Source organism: Pseudomonas sp. SZ57 (assembly GCF_009495975.1).
GTDB classification, from domain to species: Bacteria; Pseudomonadota; Gammaproteobacteria; order Pseudomonadales; family Pseudomonadaceae; genus Aquipseudomonas; species Aquipseudomonas syringae.
The window spans coordinates 153,612-176,277 of the sequence record NZ_WIBD01000002.1; the positions used below are offsets into that span (position 1 = coordinate 153,612).

Annotated in this window: 2 protein-coding genes (1 of these 2 running past the window's edge); both read left to right on the forward strand. The window is 62.8% G+C overall.

Annotated elements, in window-relative coordinates; genetic code table 11:
* The gene (locus GE543_RS00935) at nt 1-9,498 is read left to right on the forward strand and encodes a non-ribosomal peptide synthetase (protein ID WP_153220223.1); all 9,498 of its coding nucleotides are present in this window, start codon (nt 1-3) and stop codon (nt 9,496-9,498) included.
* Nucleotides 9,495-22,666 carry the 5' portion of an amino acid adenylation domain-containing protein gene (locus tag GE543_RS00940; protein WP_371927062.1) on the forward strand. Its footprint extends 4,609 nt past the window's final position, so the window shows 13,172 of its 17,781 coding nt (coding positions 1-13,172); it begins with the start codon at nt 9,495-9,497; its stop codon lies off the right edge, out of view. The genes GE543_RS00935 and GE543_RS00940 overlap by 4 nt, the downstream gene beginning before the upstream one ends.

Below are 22,666 nucleotides of genomic sequence, written 5' to 3' on the forward strand. Positions count from 1 at the left end.
ATGCTCGCCTCCAGCGCCGCAACATTCCCATTGACCGCTGCTCAGCGCGACGTCTGGCTTGATCAGATCAGCCGCGGTGACTCTCCGCTTTATAACATCGGCGGCTATCTGCAACTGTCCGGAGCGGTTGACCCGGCGACCCTGCACAAGGCGCTGGAGCAACTGGTTTGCGCACATGAGGTGCTGCGCACCGTGCTGATGCCGGGTGCCGCAGAGGATGGCATGCCGCTGCAGTCATATGCGGCTCGCCTGCCGGTGTCCTTGCCGTTGCACGACGTCAGCGGTCACCCCGAACCGGAACAGGCAGCGCGAGCACTGATCAATGACAACATGCGCCGCCCGTACGGGCTCGATGGCAGCCCATTGCTCGACTTCTGTCTCATCCGTCTGGCTGATGATCAGCACTGGCTGGCAGGCCAGGCCCACCACCTGATTCTCGATGGCTGGGGTTTCGGACTGTTGTTCAAGTCTCTGGGCGAGCTTTACAGCGCGTTGATGGCAGGCAAAGACCTCGAACTGGTTGCACCGGGGTACAGCGACTTCATTGCAGACGATGCGCGTTATCAGGCGTCGCAACGCTATTCGCTGGACAGGGCTTATTGGCTGGAAAAATACCGTGATTTGCCGGAGCCGTTGCTGGTGTCGCGCTATCACAACCGCCGGGCGAATGACCCGGCGCCGTCGCACGCCTGTGTGCAGCCGCTTCCCGGTAACTTGCATGCGCGCATGAAACAATTTGCCGAGCGCCACAACGCGTCTGCGTTTCATGTACTGCTGGCGGTTCTGCATGTCTATTTCACGCGCACGGCGCAACGCGACGAGTGGATTGTCGGGCTGCCGCTGCTCAATCGCAGTGGTGCGCGCTTCAAGGCGACGCTGGGTCACTTCGCTCAGGTCAGTGCCGTGCGCATGGCCTTCGACGAAGGGCTGGACTTCGGTGCCTTGGTGGTCGAGGTGCGCAGCGCACTGAAACGTGATTTCCGGCATCAGCGCTTCCCCTTGAGCGAGCTCAATCGCAGCCTCGAATTGTCACGTGAGGGAAGGGCGCAACTGTTCGAAGTATCGATGTCCTACGAGCTGGAAGACCATGGTTACTGCTACACCGATGCGCAGGCGCAGACTGTAAAAGTGTCCAATGGCTACGAGGCGACGCCGCTGGCCGTCCACTTGCGCAGCAACAGCTGCAACGACGAAGCCTCGCTGCACCTGGTTCACCACCGTGCCTGGATCGATGATGACGAGGCCTCGGCGATTGCCGGGCGTTTGCTGCACATTCTGGAGCAGGGGCTGGAAAACCCGTCACTGAAGATTCAGAACTTCCACCTCTCAGAACCTGCCGAGCAATTGCAACTACAGGCCTGGAACCAGACTGAAAGCGTTGCGGGCGACGAGCAACTGATTCATCGACGCATCGAACAGCAGGCCCGTACTCGCCCCTATGCCGTGGCGGCGATATTCCAGGGGCAACACCTGACCTACGCGCAACTTAACCGTCAGGCCAATGCCCTGGCTCAGCGTCTGATCTATCAGGGCGTACGCCCTGACGATCGCGTGGTAATCGTTTCGCGCCGTGGCCTGGAAACCCTGGTAGGGCTGCTGGCCGTTCTCAAGGCGGGGGCGGCTTATGTGCCCATCGATCCGTCGCACCCGCGCGAACGCCTGCACTATCTGCTCACTGACAGCGCGCCGGTGGTGGTACTCACCCTGTCTTCGCTGATCGAGCGTTTGCCGCCGCTGGCAGTGCCGCTGATCGAACTGGACCACTGCATCGACGGCCAGGGCGCCGAGAACAATCCTCAGGTAGCGGGGCTGGGCAGCGACAATCTGGTCTACGTCATTTATACCTCCGGTTCCACTGGCCAGCCCAAAGGCGTGATGGTGGAGCATCGAACCCTGGCCAACCTGGTTGACTGGCACTGCCAGGCTTTCGATGTGAAGGCGGGCAGTCATACCTCCTGCCTGGCCGGTTTCGGTTTCGATGCGATGGCCTGGGAGGTCTGGCCGACCCTTTGCGCTGGTGCAACCCTGCATGTGGCGCCGGTCCAGGACGGTGGTGAGGACATTGAAGCCATGCTCGACTGGTGGCGCGCGCAACCGCTGGACGTGAGCTTTCTTCCCACCCCGGTGGCCGAGTACGCCTTCAGCCAGAATCAGGATCATCCGACTTTGCGTACGCTGCTGATCGGCGGCGATCGCCTGCGGCAGTTCACTCACAACCGCCGTTATGCCGTGGTCAACAACTATGGTCCGACCGAAACCACGGTTGTTGCCACCTCCGGTCAGGTGCTGGCCACCGGCTCGCTGCACATTGGCGGCCCCATCGCCAACACCCGTGTCTACGTCCTCGACAAGCACTTGCAAGCGATGCCCGTCGGTGTACCCGGTGAGCTTTACATTGGCGGTGAGGGTGTTGCGCGGGGCTATCTGAACCAGCCGCAACTCACCGACCAGCGCTTTGTTGCCGACCCGTTCAGCGATGTTGCACAGGCGCGTATGTACCGCAGCGGCGATCTGGTGCGCTGGAACGACGACGGGACTCTGGATTACCTGGGCCGTAACGACGACCAGGTGAAGATTCGTGGCATGCGCATCGAGCTGGGCGAAATCGAATCGGTGCTGGCCAGTCTGGAGGGTGTCAAAGATGCGGTTGTGCTGGTTCGCGATCTCCATCTGCTGGCCTGGTTCACAGAAACCGTCACGGTCGACACCGACACGCTGGCAGCGGCAATGCGCGCACGCCTGCCGGGCTACATGGTGCCGCGCGCCTTTACCCGGCTGGCGTCGCTGCCATTGACGGCCAACGGCAAACTTGACCGTCGTGCGCTGCCCGATCCCGACCCGGCGTATCTGCTCGGCAACGCTTATGAAGCACCACAGGGCGAAGTGGAAATCGCCATGGCGGCCATCTGGGCACAGGTGCTGGGCATCGAGCGCGTAGGGCGGCACGACAACTTTTTCGAACTGGGCGGCCATTCCTTGCTCGCCGTCAGTCTGGTGGAGCAACTGCGCAAGGCCGGACTCAAGGCGGATGTGCATGTGCTGCTCAGCCAGCCGACACTGGCCGCTCTGGCGGCATGTCAGACGGACGTCAGCACCTTCAAGGTGCCGGCAAACCTTATTCCGGCAGGCTGCAAGCAGATCACTCCGGGCATGTTGAGTCTGGTGGCGCTCGAACAGCCAGCCATTGATCGCATTGTCGCCAGCGTACCGGGCGGTGCCGCCAATGTGCAGGAGATCTACCCGCTGGCACCGTTGCAGGAAGGCATTCTCTATCACCACCTGACCGCAGAGCAGGGCGATCCCTATCTGCTGCAATGGCGTCTGGCGTTCGACACGCCGGAGCGTCTGTACAGCTGGGCTGCGGCCTTGCAGGAAGTCATCGACCGCCACGATATCCTGCGCACCTCGGTGGTGTGGCAAGGTCTGGAAAGCCCGCAACAGGTGGTCTGGCGTAACGCCGAGCTGACGGTACAAGCCATCGAGTTCGAGGCCGATGACCCCGAAACGCCTGTCATCGATCGTCTGCAACGCCAGTTCGACGCCCGGCATCATCGACTGGATCTGACCCAGGCACCCTTGATGCGTCTGGTGCATGCCCAGCAATCGTCGAGCGGCGAAACCGTCGCCATTCTGCTCTTCCACCACCTGGTGCTGGATAACACAGCGATGGAGATCGTCAGCCGCGAGATGCAAGCGTTGCTGTTCGGCCACCGCTATGACTTGAAAACGCCGGTGCCGTATCGCAACTACGTCGCGCAAGTACGCCTGGCCAATGATGAGGCAAGCCACACAGCGTTTTTCACTGAAATGCTCGGTGACGTCGATGAGCCAACCCTGCCTTTTGGCATACAGGATGTACACGCCGACGGCAGTGGCATCGAGGAGGAGCGACGGGCCCTCGACCCTGAACTGGCGCTGCGGCTGCGCGAGCAGGCACGCCAGCTCGGGGTGAGCGCTGCAAGCCTGATGCACGTCGTATGGGCGCGGGTTCTGGGCGTGCTCGCCAATCGTCGCGACGTGGTGTTCGGCACTGTGTTGCTGGGACGCATGGGCGGTGAGGGCGCTGACCGGGCGCTCGGTGTCTTTATCAATACCCTGCCACTGCGCGTGGATACGGCGCAGGACACTCGTTCAGCCGTCAAGGCGGTGCACGCGAAGCTGTCTGCGCTGATCGCTCACGAGCAGGCTTCACTGGTACTCGCTCAGGGCTGCAGCGCGGTGGCATCGGGTTCCCCGCTGTTCAGTGCGCTGCTCAATTATCGCCACAGCGCTGAGGTAAAACCGCAGGACGGCGAAGGGCTCTGGCAAGGCGTGCGGGTGCTCGGTGGCGATGTACGCAGCAATTACCCGCTGACGCTCTGCGTGGACGATCTGGGCGAAGGTTTCGACCTGCATATGCTGGCACAGCAGGGTATGGGTGCCGAGCGTATTACTGGCTGGGTGCTCAACACGCTGGAGCATCTGTTGGACACTCTGGAACAGGCGCTGCCGCTGCGGCTGGAGAGCGTAGCGATTCTCGACGCGGCAGAGCGCAACCATTTGTTGCTCGATTTCAACGGCAGCGAGCAGCCGTTCCCGCAGGACTGCACCGTCAATGCGTTGATCGAAGAGCAGGCTGCCAGCCAGCCAGACAGCCCTGCGGTGATTCAGGGCGGTCATGTCCTGACCTACGCTCAGCTCAACCAGCGTGCCAATCGCCTGGCCCACTATCTGATTGACCTTGGCGTCAAAACCGATGAGCGCATCGCCCTGTGCCTGCACCGTGGTCCCGAACGCCTGGTTGCCATGTTGGCGGTGCTCAAGGCCGGTGCGGCCTACGTGCCGGTCGACCCGGTCTATCCGGCCGAGCGTGTTGCCTACCTGCTGCAGGACAGCGCGCCCCGCGTGGTTCTGACTGAAAACTCGACCCACGAGCTGGCCGGCGATACTGCACGGGTGAACATCGAGCAGGCGGACTGGCTGGGTTCTTCCGGCAATAACCCCTGTGTTGCGGCCCTTGATGAGCAAAAACTGGCGTACGTCATCTACACCTCCGGCTCCACCGGCCAGCCCAAGGGCGTCATGGTCGAGCACTGCACGCTGGTCAATCTGGTGCACTGGCACTGTCAGGCATTCGCTCTGCAGGCTGGCAGTCATACGGCGAGCGTGGCCGGTTTCGGCTTCGACGCCATGGCCTGGGAAGTGTGGCCAGCGCTGTGTTCCGGTGCGGTAGTGCATCTGCCACCGGCCGAGGTCGGCAACGAGCACGTCGATGAGTTGCTCGACTGGTGGCTGGAGCAGCCACTTCAGGTCGGTTTCCTGCCGACCCCGGTGGCCGAGCAGGCCTTCAGACGCTCGCGCCAGCACCCGACGCTGCGCACGCTGCTGATCGGTGGCGACCGCTTGCGCCAGTTCGACAGCGACCCTGGCTTCGCCGTTATCAACAACTACGGCCCGACTGAAACCACCGTGGTGGCGACCTCTGGTGCCATGCAGCCGGGCGGGCCGTTGCATATCGGCGGCCCGATCGCCAACACTCGCGTGTATGTACTGGACGAGCAGTTGCAGCCGGTGCCGGTGGGTGTCATAGGCGAGTTGTACATCGGTGGCGCGGGGGTTGCGCGTGGCTATCTGAATCGTCCGCAAATGACCGAAGAGCGTTTTATCGCCGACCCGTTCAGTGCCGCAACTCAGGCGCGCCTGTATCGCAGCGGCGATCTGGTGCGCTGGAATGCCGATGGCAGCCTCGACTACCTGGGACGCAACGACGACCAAGTAAAAATTCGCGGCATGCGCATCGAGCTGGGCGAAATCGAGTCGGTTCTGGCCAGTCAGGCTGAGGTGCAGGACGCTGTGGTGCTGGTGCGCGGTGAACGTTTGCTGGCCTGGTTCACCGAAAATGCTCCTGTCGAACCCGAAGTGCTGCGCGAAGCGTTGCGTGCACGTCTTCCCGCGCACATGGTGCCGCTGGCCTTCACACGCCTGGACGCGTTGCCGCTGACCAGCCATGGCAAGCTTGACCGTCGTGCCTTGCCGGACCCGGAGCTGGAAGCGCTGACCAGTCAGGCCTACGCGGCACCCGTGGGTGCAACTGAAACCCTCATGGCTGATCTCTGGGCACACGTGCTTGGCCTGGAAAAAGTCGGTCGCCATGACAACTTCTTTGAGCTGGGCGGCCACTCGCTGCTGGCGGTCAGTCTGGTCGAGCGTCTGCGCAATGCCGGGCTCAGCGTCGATGTACGCGTCCTGCTCGGCCAGCCGACCGTCGCCGCGCTGGCTGCATCGGTGGGCAAAGGGCGTGAAATCCCGACGCCGCTCAATCGCGTTCCGGCCGGTTGTACACACATCACGCCGGACCTGCTGAGCCTTTCACAGCTCGACCAGACGACCATCGAGCGCATTGTCGCCACGGTGCCTGGCGGAGCGGCCAATGTGCAGGAAATCTACCCGCTGGCGCCCCTGCAGGAAGGCATTCTCTATCACCACCTGACTGCCGAGCAGGGCGACCCGTACTTGCTGCAATTGCGCATGAACGTCGACAGCCCGGAGCGTCTGGAGGCGGTGGCCGCTGCCTTGCGCAAGGTCATCGCGCGGCACGACAGTCTGCGCACGGCGATCGTCTGGGAAGGCCTGGAAACGCCGCAACAGGTGGTCTGGCGCCAGGCGGATCTGCTTGTCGAGCGGGTGACACTGGCGCAAATCGACACCCCGGCGGGCGCGGCGCGCATGGACTTGAGCTGTGCGCCGCTGATCAGGCTGGCCTACTGCCCGGACGCGGAAGGCCCAGGCCTGTCGGCAACGCTGCGTTTCCATCACATTGTGGTGGACGCCACGGCGCTCGAAGTCATGCGTGAGGAAATGCTCGCCCATCTGCGCGGCGAGCCGGGCCCGACTCAGCCCGCCGTGCCGTATCGCAACTATGTGGCCCAGGCACGTCTGGGTGTCAGCGAAGCGGAACATGAGGCGTATTTCCGCGAGCAACTGGGCGATATCGACGAGCCGACGTTGCCATTCGATCTGCGCGATGTGCAGGGTGACGGCAGCTGCATCGAGGAAGCCCAGCAGGTGCTGCCCGATGCGTTGCTACAGCGCCTGCGCAGTCAGGCGCGGCAACTGGGTGTCAGCGTCGCCAGCCTGTTGCATCTGGCGTGGGCGCGGGTTCTGGGCGCGGCCACCGGCAATGACCGCGTGGTATTCGGCACTGTGCTGCTAGGTCGTTTGCAGGGCGGTGCGGGTGCCGACCGTGGTATGGGCATGTTCATCAATACGCTGCCGTTGCGGATCGATCTGGGCAACCTCAGCGTGCGCGACGGCGCACGCGCCACGCATGCACGACTGGCGGCACTGCTTGGCCATGAGCACGCATCCCTGGCTCAGGCACAGCGCTGGAGCGGGGTGGCAGCGCCATTGCCGTTGTTCAGTGCAATTCTCAACTATCGACACGCCGCAGGCCAGGCGCGCCAGGATGCGCAGCTCGATGCATGGCAAGGGCTGGAGATTCTGACCAGCGAGAAGCACACCAACTACCCGTTGAGCCTCAACGTCGACGATCTGGGCGACAGCCTGCGCCTGAGCGTTACCGTGCCACCCCGGGTAGGGGCGCAACGTATCTGTGCTTATGTGCAGCAGACGCTGACAGCCATGTTGGATGCCCTTGAAGGCCAGCCGGATCTGCCGGTGCAGCATCTGTCGGTACTCGGCGCTGAAGAGCGGCAGCGCTCGCTGGTCGAATTCAACGCCACGGCGATCCATCACGATCTTCAGCAAACCCTGCACGGGCTGTTCGAAGCACAGGCGGTGCGTACGCCGCAGGCGATAGCCCTGCGCGCGGGGCGTGCACAATTGAGCTATCGCCAGCTCAACGAACAGGCCAACTGCCTGGCGCATCACCTGATCGATCTGGGCGTGCGGCCTGATCAACGGGTTGCGATCTGTGTCGAGCGCGGCCTGTCGATGGTGATCGGTCTGCTGGCGATCCTCAAGGCCGGTGGTGCATACGTACCCCTGGATCCGAGCTACCCGCGCGAGCGTTTGCAGTACATGGTCAAGGACAGCACGCCGGTCGCCTTGCTGGTACAGGCCGGCACCCGCGATCTGCTCGACGACGAGCACGCCCTGCGGATCGATCTGGACAGCGTGACCTGGGACGCTCAGCGTGATCAGAATCCGCGCGTTCCCGGCCTGACGGCGGAGCATCTGGCTTATGTGATTTATACCTCGGGCTCCACCGGTACGCCGAAAGGGGTGATGGTCGAGCACCGTAACGTCAGCAACCTGGTGCAATGGAGCTCGAGGTTGTGCCCACCGACCTCGGGCACTGTCATGCTGCAAAAGACCCCGATCAGCTTCGACGCCTCGGTCTGGGAGATTTTCTGGCCCCTGAGCAGCGGTATTGCGCTGGTGCTGGCGCGTCCTGACGGCCAGCGCGATCCTGCCTACCTGGCGCAAGTGATTCAGGAGCGCCAGGTCAGCGTGGTGCAGTTCGTTCCTGCACTGTTGCAGCAGTTCCTCGATCTGCCGCAGAGCAGCGCGTGCAGCAGCCTGACCGACATTGTCTGCGGGGGCGGCGAGCTGACCGTGGAGATGGCCGCGCAGCTACGCAAACGTTTGCCAGAGGTACGCCTGCACAACGTGTACGGCCCGACCGAAACCACCGTCGATTGCAGCGTGTGGACACTGCAAGCCGACGAAGCCGTACCGGACACTGCCTTGCCTATCGGGCGTCCGATCAGCAACACGCGGCTTTATGTGCTCGATGCCCATGACCAGCCCGTACCGCAGGGGGTTATCGGCCAGCTGCATATCGGCGGTGCCGGGGTGACGCGTGGCTACCTGAACCTGCCAAAGACCGATGCCGAACGTTTTATCGACAGCCCTTTCGTAGCAGGCGACCGCCTGTACCGCAGTGGCGATCTGGTACGCCAGCGGGCAGACGGCAACCTCGAGTTCCTTGGCCGCAATGACGATCAGGTGAAGATCCACGGGTTGCGTATCGAACCGGGCGACATTCAGGCCTGCCTGATCAGCCATCCGGGTATCGAACAGGCGGTCGTGCTGGTGCGCGACGAGCAACCAGGCGGGCAGCGGCTGGTGGCCTATTACACCGGCACACAGCTGTCGGTCGAGACATTGCGTGAGGTGCTGCGTGCGCAGTTGCCGGATTACATGGTGCCCGCACTGTTCGTGCATCTGGATGAAATGCCCCTGAGCCCCAACGGCAAGCTGGACCGCAAGGCGCTGCCTGCGCCCGGGCAGGATGCGCTCCTGACCCGCCCTTATGAAGCACCGCAAGGCGAAACCGAAGCCTTGCTGGCCAGGCTCTGGAGCGAACTGCTCGGGGTCGGGCAGGTCGGCCGTCACGACAACTTTTTCGAACTGGGCGGTCATTCGCTGCTGGCGGTGAGCCTGACTGCGCGCCTGCGCCAGGAAGGCATCGAGGCCGATGTCCGGGCGCTTTTCGAACAACCTACGCTGGCGGGCTACGCAGCCATCACAGAGAACATGGAGATTACCCTGTGAGCATCAACGAACTCTTGGCGACACTCAAAGCTCACGAAATCCACCTGACGGTCAAGGACGGTCAATTAGTGGTGCAGGGCAATCGCCGTGCCTTGACCGAGAACGGGCTACTGGAGCATCTGCGTGAGCATAAACCGGCGCTGATCGAGCTCATCGAACAGGGCGATTATCAGAACGGCAAGCGCGGCGCACCGGCATTGCCAGCCAATGGCATCGAGCAGGGTTGCGAGCGAATCACCCCCGAAATGCTGACGCTGGTGAAGCTTGATCAGGCGGCTATCGACCTGTTGATGGACGCGATACCGGGAGGTGCCGCGAACGTCCAGGACATCTACCCGCTGGCGCCGCTGCAGCAAGGCATTCTTTACCATCATGTCACCGCCACCCAAGGCGATCCCTATGTCATGCAGGTGCAATTCGCCTTTTCTGATCAGGCGCGTCTGGACGCGTTCGCCGAGGCGCTGCAAAGCGTCATCACCCGGCATGACATTCTGCGCACCTCAATACACTGGAAGGGGCTGGAAACCCCGGTGCAGGTGGTCTGGCGCCACGCTGAACTGAAAGTCGACAGCTCGCCGCTCGCGGCAGACCTGACGATGGACCTGGGCCAGGCACCGCTGATGCGTCTGGTCTGCCATGCACCCGTAGCAGGCCAGCGGGTCGAGGCTACGCTGCTGTTCCACCACATTGCCATGGACCACAGTGCCCTTGAGGTGGTGCGCCATGAAATACAGGCGTGTCTGTCGGGGCAAGCCGAAATGCTGGGCGTACCGGTACCGTTTCGCAACTATGTCGGGCAAGCGCTGCTGGGCGTCAGCGAGGCTCAGCATGAAGCGTTTTTCCGCGAGATGCTGGGTGATCTCGACGAACCGACACTGGCCTACGGCCTGCAGGATCTGAGCGGTGAGGGTGATGCGATCGAAGAGCACAGCATCACCCTCGATCAGCAATTGTGTCAGCGCCTGCGCGCTCAGTCGCGATCGCTGGGCATCAGTGTCGCCAGCCTGTTCCATTTAGGCTGGGCACGTGTGCTGGCGGGCCTCGCCGGACAGTCGCGGGTTGTGTTCGGCACCGTGCTGATGGGGCGCCTGCTGGGGGCCGAAGCCACAGAGCGGGCGCTGGGCATCTTCATCAACACATTGCCGCTGCGCCTCGATCTGGACGAGCAGGGCGTGCAAGCCGCAGTGCGCGCCACCCACCAGCGCCTGACCGCACTGATGCGCCACGAACACGCACCGCTGGCACTGGCGCAGCGCTGCAGTGGGGTAAAGGCGCCGACGCCGTTGTTCAACGCATTGCTCAACTACCGCCACAGTGCGCCGGCGCAGGCGTCCGGTGAAACATGGCAAGGCATTGAAGTGCTGCAGGCTCAGGAGCGCAGCAATTATCCGCTGGTGCTGAGCGTCGATGATCTGGGTGAAGCCTTTGGTTTGACGGCACAAGCCACCGCAGGCATCGACCCGCAAAGCATTTGCGCCTATATGCAATGGACCATGGAAAGCGTGGTCGATGCGCTGGAGCAGACGCCGCAGATGCCGGTCGAGCAGCTTGATATCGTGCCCGCCAGCGAGCGTGCGCAGTTGTTGTTGGACTTCAATGACCGACGTGCTGACTACGAACGCAGGCTGACAATTCATCAGCGCATTGAGCTGCTGGCAGAGCAGCAGCCTGACGCCATTGCCGCACAGGTAGGTGCACAACACCTGAGCTACCGCGAGCTGAACGCACGCGCCAATGCGCTCGCCGATCATTTGCTCAGTCTTGACGTACAACCCGATGACCGCGTGGCGGTGGTGGCACGACGTAGCCTGGAGACGCTGGTCGGCTTGCTGGCAGTGCTCAAGGCCGGTGCGGGCTATGTGCCGGTCGATCCGGCGCACCCCGACGAACGCATTGCCTATCTGCTCGGCGACAGCGCGCCGGTTGCGGTGTTGGCTCAACCGGCGTTTGTCGAACGCCTGCAAGGGTTGGGCCTGGCGGGATTGAACACCCCGCTGATCGAACTGGACCTGGCGAACTGGCCGGAGCAGCAAGACAATCCTCACATCGACACGCTCGATGCGACCCATCTCGCCTACGTGATCTACACCTCGGGTTCGACCGGCCAGCCCAAGGGCGTGATGGTCGAACACCGCACACTGAACAATCTGATCGACTGGCACCGTGAGGCGTTCGATCTGCACGCGGGTAGTCATACCGCCAGTGTGGCGGGCTTCGGTTTCGACGCCATGGCCTGGGAAGTCTGGCCGGCCTTGTGCGCCGGGGCGACGCTGCACCTGCCACCAGCCGAAATCGGCAATGAGCAGCTCGATGCGCTGCTTGACTGGTGGATCGCCCAGCCATTGCAGGTCGCTTTTCTGCCCACACCGGTGGCCGAATACGCCTTCAGTCGCAACCTGCGTCATCCAACCCTGCGCACGCTGCTGATCGGCGGTGACCGGCTACGCCAGTTCCATCGCGATCCGGGCTTTGCGGTGATCAACAATTATGGCCCCACCGAAACCACGGTGGTCGCCACCTCCGGTCGTTTATTACCCGACGGCAGCCTGGACATCGGCAGACCGGTCGCCAACACCTCGATTTACCTGCTTGATGAGCGGCAACAGCTGGTCCCGCTCGGTGTGCCGGGCGAGCTGTATATCGGTGGCGACAGTGTGGCGCGTGGTTACCTGAATCAGCCGCAACTGACTGCCGAACGCTTTGTGCATGATCCGTTCGCCGGGCAACCACAGGCGCGCATGTACCGCACCGGCGATCTAGCGCGCTGGAATGCCGATGGCACCCTGGAATACCTGGGTCGTAATGACGATCAGGTGAAAATTCGCGGGGTGCGCATCGAGCTGGGAGAAATCGAAAACCAGTTCAGCCAGTTGCCGGGTATCGAGGAGGCACTGGTACTGGCTCGCGAAGATGAACCGGGGCAAGCGCGGCTGGTGGGCTATTTCACTGAGCGTGCCGGCGCTGCCTCCAGCACCGTGGAGCAATTGCGTACCGCACTGCTGGCGCGCCTGCCGGGTTATATGGTGCCCGGCGCATTGGTGCGCCTGGATAGCTGGCCATTGACGGCCAACGGCAAGGTCGACCGCCGTGCCTTGCCGGTACCCGATCGCACCGCGTTGTCGACCGGCGAATACCAGGCCCCGCAAGGCGAGCTTGAGACCGCACTGGCCCTGATCTGGAGCGAGTTGCTGCAGGTCGAGCGCGTAGGGCGTCATGATCGTTTCTTTGAGCTGGGCGGTCATTCGTTGCTGGCCATGCGTATGGTTTCTCAGGTCCGTCAGCGCCTGTCACTGGAACTGGCCCTTGGCGACCTGTTTGCCGACAGTTCGCTGATCGCGGTCGCACACTGCCTGAGCGCTGCCGCGCGCAGTCAATTGCCGGTCATCGACGTGCAGCCACGCAACGGCCCGGTACCCTTGTCTTCCGCTCAGCAGCGCATCTGGTTCATGGCGCAAATGGAAGATGCCAACAGCGCCTATAACATCTCGCTGGGCCTGAAACTGACCGGTCCACTGGACAGCCGTGCCTTGACGCGTGCACTGGAACGTATCGTGGCCCGCCACGACAGCCTGCGCAGCCGCTTCAGTCAGGAAGACGACAATGCCTGGGTAGAGGCCGCGTCTGTGACTGAAGTGCCGCGCATCTACTGGCAGGATTTACGCGATCAAGACCCGCAAGCGCTGCAGGCCGTGATCAGGGAAGAGGCCGCGCAGCCCTTCGACTTGCAGCACGACTTGCCGATCCGTGGCCGTTTGCTGTGTCTGGCTGAAGACCGTCACGTCTTGCTGCTGACCGTGCATCACATCGTTGCCGACGGCTGGTCGCTGGGCGTGCTGACCCGCGAACTGACCGCGCTCTACCAGGCGTTCAGTCAAGGGCAGGAGGACCCCTTGCCCGCGCTGGCACTGCAATATGGCGATTACGCCGTGTGGCAACGCAACTGGCTGGACGACGAGCGATTGAGTCATCAGGCCGATTACTGGAAGCAGACCCTGACGGATGCGCCGGTATTGCTGACCCTGCCCACCGACCGTCCACGTCCTGCGCATCAGGACTACACCGGGGCCAGCGTCGCGCTGGATCTCGATCCGCGTCTGAGCACCGACCTCAGAGCCTTCTGCCAGGCGCAGTCGGTGACACCGTTCATGCTGTTCATGGGCGCATGGGCCGTATTGCTGGCGCGGCTGTCCGGACAGGAAGAGGTGGTCGTCGGCATGCCGGTTGCCAACCGCCGTCGTGCTGAAATCGAAGGCTTGATCGGTCTGTTCGTCAATACCCTGGCCGTGCGTGTCGATACGTCGGGCGAGCCAGATGTGGTGACGCTGCTGGAGCGCATCAAGGCCCGTGTGGTGGAAGCGCAGGACCATCAGGACCTGCCTTTCGAACAAGTGGTTGAGCGCCTGCGGCCGCCGCGCAGCCTCGCGCACAGCCCGTTATTTCAGGCATCGCTGACCTGGGACGGCAGCCAGGGGCTGGGATTGCAACTGGGCGATATGCAGCTCGAGCCGCTGGATGAACAGGCCGCATTCGCAAAATTCGACCTGGCGTTGAGCGTCAGCGATGGCCCTGATCATTTCCGCTGCATCGTGGAATATGCCACAGCGCTGTTTGACCACGGCACCATCGAACGCCACCTGGGTTATCTGGAGGCGATACTGCGGGCCATGGTGGCTGACAGCCAGACGGTGGTGAGCCACATTCCGCTGTTGTCGGAGGCCGAGCGTCGGCAGTTGACCGACGGCTTCAATGCACCCGATGCGGTGTATCCGCAAGAGCAGACGCTGCACAGTCAGTTTGAAGCGCAAGCGCAGCGCACGCCGGATGCGATTGCCGTCAGCTATGAAGAGGAGTCGTGGAGCTACGCGACACTTAACGCCCAGGCCAACAGGATCGCGCATCGCCTGATTGGCATGGGCATCGGTGCGGACGACCGAGTCGCCATCTGCACGCCTCGCGGCCTGCAGATGATTGCCGGCCTGCTGGGGATTCTCAAAGCCGGTGCCGCCTACGTGCCGCTGGACCCGGCTTATCCTCTTGAACGTCTGGCTTATACCCTCGACGACAGCGCACCGGTGGCGTTGTTGAGTCAGCGGTCAGTGCAGGGCGCCTTGCCGGTCTCGGAAGTGCCGGTGATCTGTCTCGACGACGACTTGCAGGACGAATCCGTCTGTAATCCGCAGGTGCCGGTAACGCCCGGCAACCTGGCTTATGTGATCTACACCTCCGGGTCCACCGGTAAGCCCAAAGGCGTGATGATCGAACATCGCAACGTCGCGCGGCTGTTCTCGGCCACCGAAGAATGGTTCGGTTTCAACCAGCAGGATGTCTGGGCGCTGTTCCATTCGTTCGCCTTCGACTTTTCGGTCTGGGAAATCTGGGGCGCGTTGCTGCATGGCGGGCATTTGGTGATCGTGCCGCAGCTGGTCAGCCGCTCGCCCGAAGACTTCTACGCATTACTGTGCAGCACCGGGGTGACGGTGCTCAACCAGACGCCGAGTGCGTTCCGTCAGCTGATTGCTGCACAGGGCGAGAACGGCCAGGCGCATTCGTTGCGCAAGGTGATCTTCGGCGGTGAAGCGCTGGACACCGTGATACTCAAGCCGTGGTATGCCCGCAAGGTGAATACCGGCACACAACTGGTGAACATGTACGGCATCACCGAAACCACGGTGCATGTGACCTATTACCCGTTGCAGCCCGAAGACGCCCAGCGCCTCGGCGCCAGCCCGATCGGCAGACGCATTCCCGATTTGCAGCTGTATGTCCTCGATGCCCACGGCGAGCCGGTGCCGATGGGCGTGGTTGGCGAGCTGTATGTCGGCGGTGCCGGTGTGGCGCGGGGCTATCTGCACCGTGAAGCTCTGACGGCTGAACGCTTTCTCGACAACCCGTTCAGCCACGCAGCGAATGCGCGGATGTACCGTACCGGTGACCTGGGCCGCTGGCTGACCGATGGCAGCCTGGAATACATGGGCCGTAATGACGAACAGGTCAAGATTCGCGGTTTCCGTATCGAACTGGGTGAGATCGCAGCGCGCCTGAACGATCATCCAGATGTTCTCGACGCTGTGGTTGTGGCGCGCGAGGATGTGCCTGGCGATAAACGACTGGTTGGCTATTACACCTCGGCTGAAGATAAAGCCGGGCTGGATATCGAACAGTTGCGTGCCTGGCTGTCCGGCCTGCTGCCCGAATACATGGTGCCTGCCGCCTACGTAAGGCTAGCGAGCCTGCCGGTGACGGCGAACGGCAAACTGGACCGCAAAAGCCTGCCGGCACCGGACCGCGACAGCATCGCCAGCCGCGCTTATGAAGCGCCGCAAGGGCCGATCGAAATCGCCCTGGCAAGCCTGTGGGCCGAGCTGCTGCATGTGGAGCAGGTCGGTCGTCAGGATAATTTCTTTGAACTGGGCGGCCACTCGTTGTTGGCCGTGACCCTGATTGCGCGTATGCGTCGTCTGGACATGCGTGCGGACATTCGCGTTCTGTTTGTCCAGCCAACGCTGGCGGCGCTGGCCGAGGCCGTCGGTGGCGACACTGAAATCGATGTGCCAGCCAACCTGATCGATGCGCAATGCCAGCGCATCACCCCTGAACTGCTGCCCCTGGTAGCGCTGGATCAGCCCGCCATTGAGCGTATCGTGGCGCGGGTGCCGGGCGGTGCCGCTAATGTGCAGGATATCTACCCGCTGGGCCCGTTGCAGACCGGTATTCTTTATCACCACCTGACCGCCGGGGACCGCGATCCTTACCTGTTGCAGCCGCAGTTCGCCTTCGCCGACGCCTCGCGTCTCGAGGCTTTTTGCCATGCCTTGCAGCGAGTGATCGAGCGCAACGATATTCTGCGCACCGGGTTGTTCTGGGAAGGTTTGCAAGCACCGGTACAAGTGGTCTGGCGTCAGGCGCCTCTGCGGGTTGAAGAGGCAGCCTTGCAAGACCTGTTCAATGCGCCGCGCATGGACCTGACGCAGGCGCCGCTGTTGCAGCTGGTTTATGCCCATGATCCGGCCAACCAAAGGATCGCAGCGGTGCTGCGCTACCACCATGTGATCATGGACCACATCGCCCTCGACATATTGAGCCACGAGTTGCAGGCGATACTGCTGGACGACGAAGCTCAGCTTGCAGCGCCTGTGCCTTACCGAAACTACATTGCCCATGTTGTGCGCGGGCCTGGCGAGGACGCCCATGAAGCGTTCTTCCGCGAGCAGTTGGGCGATATCGATGAGCCGACCTTGCCTTACGGCCTGGCCATGGCATCCGCAGAGCAGATTCCTGGCGATGCACGACTCACACTGGACAGCGACCTGTGCCGGCAGATCCGCGATCAGGCAAGGCAGTTGAGTGTCAGTGCCGCCACCTTGATGCACCTCGCCTGGGCTCAGGTGCTTGGCCAGTTGTCCGGGCGTGACAGCGTGGTATTTGGCACCGTGCTGCTTGGACGCCTGCGCGGCGGTGAAGGGGGCGAGCGCGCCTTGGGGGTGTTTATCAATACCTTGCCATTGCGCATGGATCTGGTCGGGCACTGCGCGCGCAGTGCCGTGCTCGACCTTCATGGTCGTCTGGTCGGGATGCTCGCCCACGAGCACGCTCAGTTGGCTCTGACCCAGCGCTGCAGTGCCTTGCCGGCTGGCGCGCCACTGTTCAATACGCTGCTCAATTACCGCCACAGCGCTGTGCCTGAGGTCGATGACCAGGCGAACAACGCGGCATGGCAAGGGATTGAGGTCGTGCACGCAGAGGAGCGCAGTAACTACCCGCTGACCTTGAGTATCGATGACTTCGGCGATGGTTTCAGCCTGACAGCCCAGGCTGCGCCGGGTATTGATCCGCAACGGATTTGCGCCTACGTGCAACAAGCCCTTGTCCATCTGGTGCGGGCCCTGGAGCAGCAATCGGCAGCAGCCCTGATCGAATCGTCAGTGGTGCCGGAGGCAGAGCGCGAGCGTCTGTTGGTCTCGTTCAACGATACCCGGCGTGACTACCCCCGCGAGCAGCCCGTGCACCGTCTGTTCGAACGCCGCGCTGCGCTTCATCCGCATGCAGTGGCGGCCGTGCATGGCCGTCGCTCACTCACTTATGGTGAGTTGAACGAGCGCGCCAACCACTTGGCGCACTACCTGCTGGGGCAAGGTGTGCGGCCCGACGAGCATGTGGCGATTCTGCTGCCGCGCTCACTGGAACTGCTGATCAGCCAGTTGGCGATCGGCAAATGCGCAGCGACCTACGTGCCACTGGACGTCAATGCGCCTGCCGAACGCCAGCATTACATGCTCGATGATTGCCAGGCGAAATGTGTGCTGACACAGAGCGCCACCTCGATGGGCTCGACGGTGCAACGCATCGATCTGGACCAGTTGAACCTTGACGACCAGCCAGCGCATGACCCAGGCCTGCCTCAGACATCCGACACAGCGGCTTACGTCATGTATACCTCCGGCTCGACGGGGGCCCCGAAAGGCGTCCGTGTGGCCCATCGCGGCATTGCCAGGTTGGTGTTGAACAACGGTTATGCCGACTTCAACGAACAGGACAGCATCGCCTTTGCCTCCAACCCGGCGTTCGATGCCAGCACCATGGAAGTCTGGGGTGCCTTGCTCAACGGTGGACAGCTGTTGGTGATCGAGCACACCACGCTGATCGACCCGACGCGTTTCAGCGCAGCCCTGCGTCAGGGCAATGTCAGTGTGCTGTTTCTGACCAGCGCGCTGTTCAACCAGTACGTGCAACTGATCCCCGAGGCCCTCAGCGGTCTTCGGCTGTTGCTTTCCGGCGGTGAACGCGCCGATCCGGCGAGCTTCCGCACGCTGCTTGCCCAGGCTCCGGGCCTGCACCTGTTGAACGCGTACGGCCCCACTGAAACGACTACCTTCGCTACAGCCAGTGATGTAAGAGCACTGGCCGATCACGCCGAGTCGGTACCGATTGGCAGGCCTATCGGCAACACGACGGTCTACGTGCTCGACGCTCATCAGCACCTGACACCGTTGGGGGCGATTGGCGAGCTTTACATTGGTGGCGACGGTGTGGCGCTGGGTTATCTGAATCGCCCGGACCTGACCGCAGAGAAGTTTATCGCCGACCCGTTCAGCGATCAGCCCGGCGCGATGATGTACCGCACTGGCGATCTGGGCCGCTGGCTGGAGGACGGCCAGCTGGAATGTCTGGGACGCAACGATGACCAAGTGAAAATCCGCGGTTTCCGTATCGAACTGGGCGAGATCGTCAATTGCCTGCACCAGTTGCCGGGCATCAGGGAGGCTGTGGTTGTGGCGCGCGAGGATGAGCCGGGGAATGTGCGCCTGGTTGCCTACTTCACCAGCCGGCTGGACGCCGAGGCGCCTGCACCGGAGCAAATGCGTGCTCACCTGCAGGCTAACCTGCCGGAATACATGGTGCCTGGGGCCTTTGTCGAGCTGACCGTTCTGCCGTTGACCGCCAACGGCAAGCTGGACAGCCGTGCGCTGCCCAAACCGGATCACTCGTCGCTGTTGGGGCTGGCCTACGAGCCACCGCAGGGCGAGATTGAAATCGCTCTGGCACAGATATGGGCTGAAGTTCTGCAGCTCGAGCGGGTCGGTCGCCACGATCACTTTTTCGATCTGGGCGGGCACTCCCTGCTGGCCATGCGCATGGTGTCGCAGGTGCGTCAGCAGATGGGCATGGAATTGCCATTGGGCGAACTCTTCGCGCTAGGCGAACTGGCAGCCGTGGCCAGTGCGCTGGCCGGTACGGGACGCAGTGAACTGTCACTGATCCTGCCTGCGCCGCGTGATCAGTCGCTACCGCTGTCGTTTGCCCAGCAGCGTTTGTGGTTTCTGGCACAAATGGAGGGCGGCAATCAGGCTTACAACATCCCGCTGGCCCTCAGTCTGCAAGGATCGCTGGATGTGGCAGCGTTGACAGCCGCGCTCGGGCGGATCGTCGAGCGCCACGAAACCCTGCGCAGCCGCTTCATTGCCCGCGAGGAGGGGGCTGAAGTCGTGTTCACAGCTCCGACAGCCATGTCGTTCCTGCACATCGAAGACCTGCGTCAAAACCCGCAAACCCTGGCCGAACGCGTCGCAGCGGAGGCCACCGCTGCGTTCGATCTGACGCGGGGGCCGCTGATCCGTGGCTGTCTGCTGCAGATGGACGACGAGCGGCATGTGTTGTTGCTGACCGTACACCACATCGTCTCCGATGGCTGGTCGATGGGCGTTCTGACCCGCGAACTGCTTGCGTTGTATCCGGCGCTGCGTCGCGGCGAGGCCGATCCGCTGCCAGCGCTGAGCATCCAGTACGCCGACTATGCGGTCTGGCAGCAGGGCTGGATGAGCGGTGAACGTCTGCAACACCAGGCTGCTTATTGGCGGCAGGCGCTGGAAGGCGCACCAACACTGCTGACCCTGCCTGCCGACCGGCCGCGTCCGGCGCAGCAGGATTTCGCCGGTGCCAGCCTCAACGTACGGCTGGATGGGCAACTGACTGCCGGCCTGCGTGCGCTGGCACAACGGCAAGGCGTTACGCTGTACATGACCTTGCTGACTGCGTGGGGCGCACTGCTGGCGCGTCTTTCCGGTCAGGCCGAGGTGGTGGTCGGCAGCCCGATCGCGGGTCGTGGTCGTGCCGAGCTGGAAGGGCTGATCGGCCTGTTCGTCAACACGCTGGCCATACGCATCGACACAGCATCGGCAACCACCGGTGATGCTCTGCTGGCACAGGTCAGGACGCGAGTCCTGGAGGCTCAGGACCATCAGGACCTGCCGTTCGAGCAGGTGGTGGAAATCGTCCGCCCGACACGCAGCCTGGCCCATGGCCCACTGTTCCAGACAACGCTCAACTGGCTGGCCGGGGAAACTACCTTACCGGAGATGGACGGGCTGTCGCTGGCGACGGTCGAACAGCAGAGTCAGGTCTCCAAGTTCGATCTGTCGCTCAACCTCGGCGAACAGGGTGATGCCTTGTTCGGTACGCTGGACTACGCCACTGCGCTGTTCGACGAGGCAACGGTGCAGCGCTATTGCGGCTATTTCGAACAGTTGCTGCGCACGCTGGTGAATAACCACCAGATGGTGCTCGCTGATATACCGCTGGTGGGCCTGCAGGAGCGCGAGTATCTGCTCGACACTTTTAACGCCAGCGCGGTGAGCCTGCCGAAAGGTCAGACCATTCATGCCCTGATAGAAGCACGCGCCGACGACATGCCTGAAGCCGTTGCCGCCAGGGTCGGCGAGCAGTCACTGAACTACGCGCAGATGAACCGTCAGGCCAACAGCCTTGCCCATCATTTGATCAGCCTGGGCGTGCGCCCGGATGATCGCGTCGCGGTCGTCGCTTGCCGTGGGCTGGACACGCTGGTGAGTCTGCTGGCCGTGCTCAAGTCCGGTGCCTGCTATGTGCCGGTGGATCCGGCGCACCCCGATGAGCGCATAAACTATCTGCTGACCGACAGCGCGCCAGTGGTGGTGCTCGCTGAACAGGCGTTCATGGCGCGCCTGCCTGCACTGACGGTGCCGCTGCTGGCGCTTGATCGACCTCAATGGCCTGAGCAACCGGCAAATCCGCTGGTGTCTGGGCTGACGCCCGGCGATCTGGCGTATGTGATTTACACCTCCGGCTCGACCGGACAACCGAAAGGCGTGATGGTCGAACATCGCACGCTGGCCAATCTCGTCCACTGGCATTGCCAGGCGTTCGCTTTGCACGCCGGCAGCCATACGGCCACTGTGGCCGGCTTCGGTTTTGACGCGATGGCCTGGGAAGTCTGGCCGGCCCTGTGTGCGGGGGCAACGCTGCACATCCCGCCCGCCGAGATCAGCAATGAACAGCTCGACCTGCTGCTCGACTGGTGGCTGGCGCAGCCGCTGCACGTGGCGTTTCTGCCGACACCGGTGGCCGAATATGCGTTCAGCCGCGAGCTCTATCACCCGACGCTGCACACGCTGCTGATCGGTGGCGACCGCCTGCGGCAGTTCCACCGCGATCCGGGTTTTGCCGTGATCAACAACTATGGCCCGACCGAAACCACAGTGGTTGCCACTTCCGGTCGTTTGTTGCCTGACGGCAGCCTCGACATCGGCAAGCCGATCGCCAACACCCGTGTGTACCTGCTGGATGAGCAGCAGCAACTGGTGCCGACCGGTGTTGCCGGCGAGCTGTACATCGGCGGTGAAGGCGTGGCGCGCGGCTATCTGAATCAGCCGCAACTCACTGCCGAACGCTTCCTCAGTGACCCGTTCTGCGATAACCCGCAGGCGCGCATGTACCGCACCGGCGATCTGGCACGCTGGAATGCCGACGGCACGCTGGACTATCTGGGGCGTAACGACGATCAGGTAAAAATCCGCGGTATGCGCATCGAACTGGGCGAAATCGAGGCGCAACTGACCTCGTTGCCGGGTATCGAGGAATCGATGGTGGTGGCGCGCGAGGACGAACCTGGACAGTCACGTCTGGTGGCGTACTTCATTGAGCAAGGCCCGCGCCCGGTGCTTGATATCGCCAGTCTGCGTGCCGACATGCTGGACCGTCTCCCGGGCTACATGGTGCCGAGTGCGTTCGTGCGCCTCGATGCCTGGCCATTGACCGCCAACGGCAAGGTCGATCGACGTGCCTTGCCGATGCCGGATCGCGACGCATTGCCAGGACGTGAATACGCGCCGCCGCAAGGCGAGCTGGAAATGGCCCTGGCCGACATCTGGAGCGATTTGCTGCAAGTCGAGCAAGTAGGGCGCACCGATCACTTCTTCGAACTCGGCGGCCATTCGCTGCTCGCTGTTACTTTGATCGCACGTATGCGTCGCCGTGGCATGGATGCCGATATCCGCGTGTTGTTTGCCCAGCCGACCCTGGCCGCCCTGGCGCGTGCCGTCGGCAGCGGCGCTCAGGTGAAGATTCCGGCCAACCTGATCGGTGCGGATTGCACGTCAATCACCCCGGACCTGTTGCCGCTGGTGAAACTGGATCAGGCAGGGATCGATCGCGTCGTCGCCAGCGTGACCGGCGGTGCGAGCAATATTCAGGACATCTACCCGCTGGGGCCTCTGCAGGCAGGTATTTTCTATCACTACCTGTCCGCCGCCGAGGATGATCCCTATCGCTTGCAGGCACGCTTCGCCTTTGCCAACCGCTCGCGACTGGAGGCCTTCAGCCAGGCGCTGCAACAGGTCATCGCCCGTAACGACGT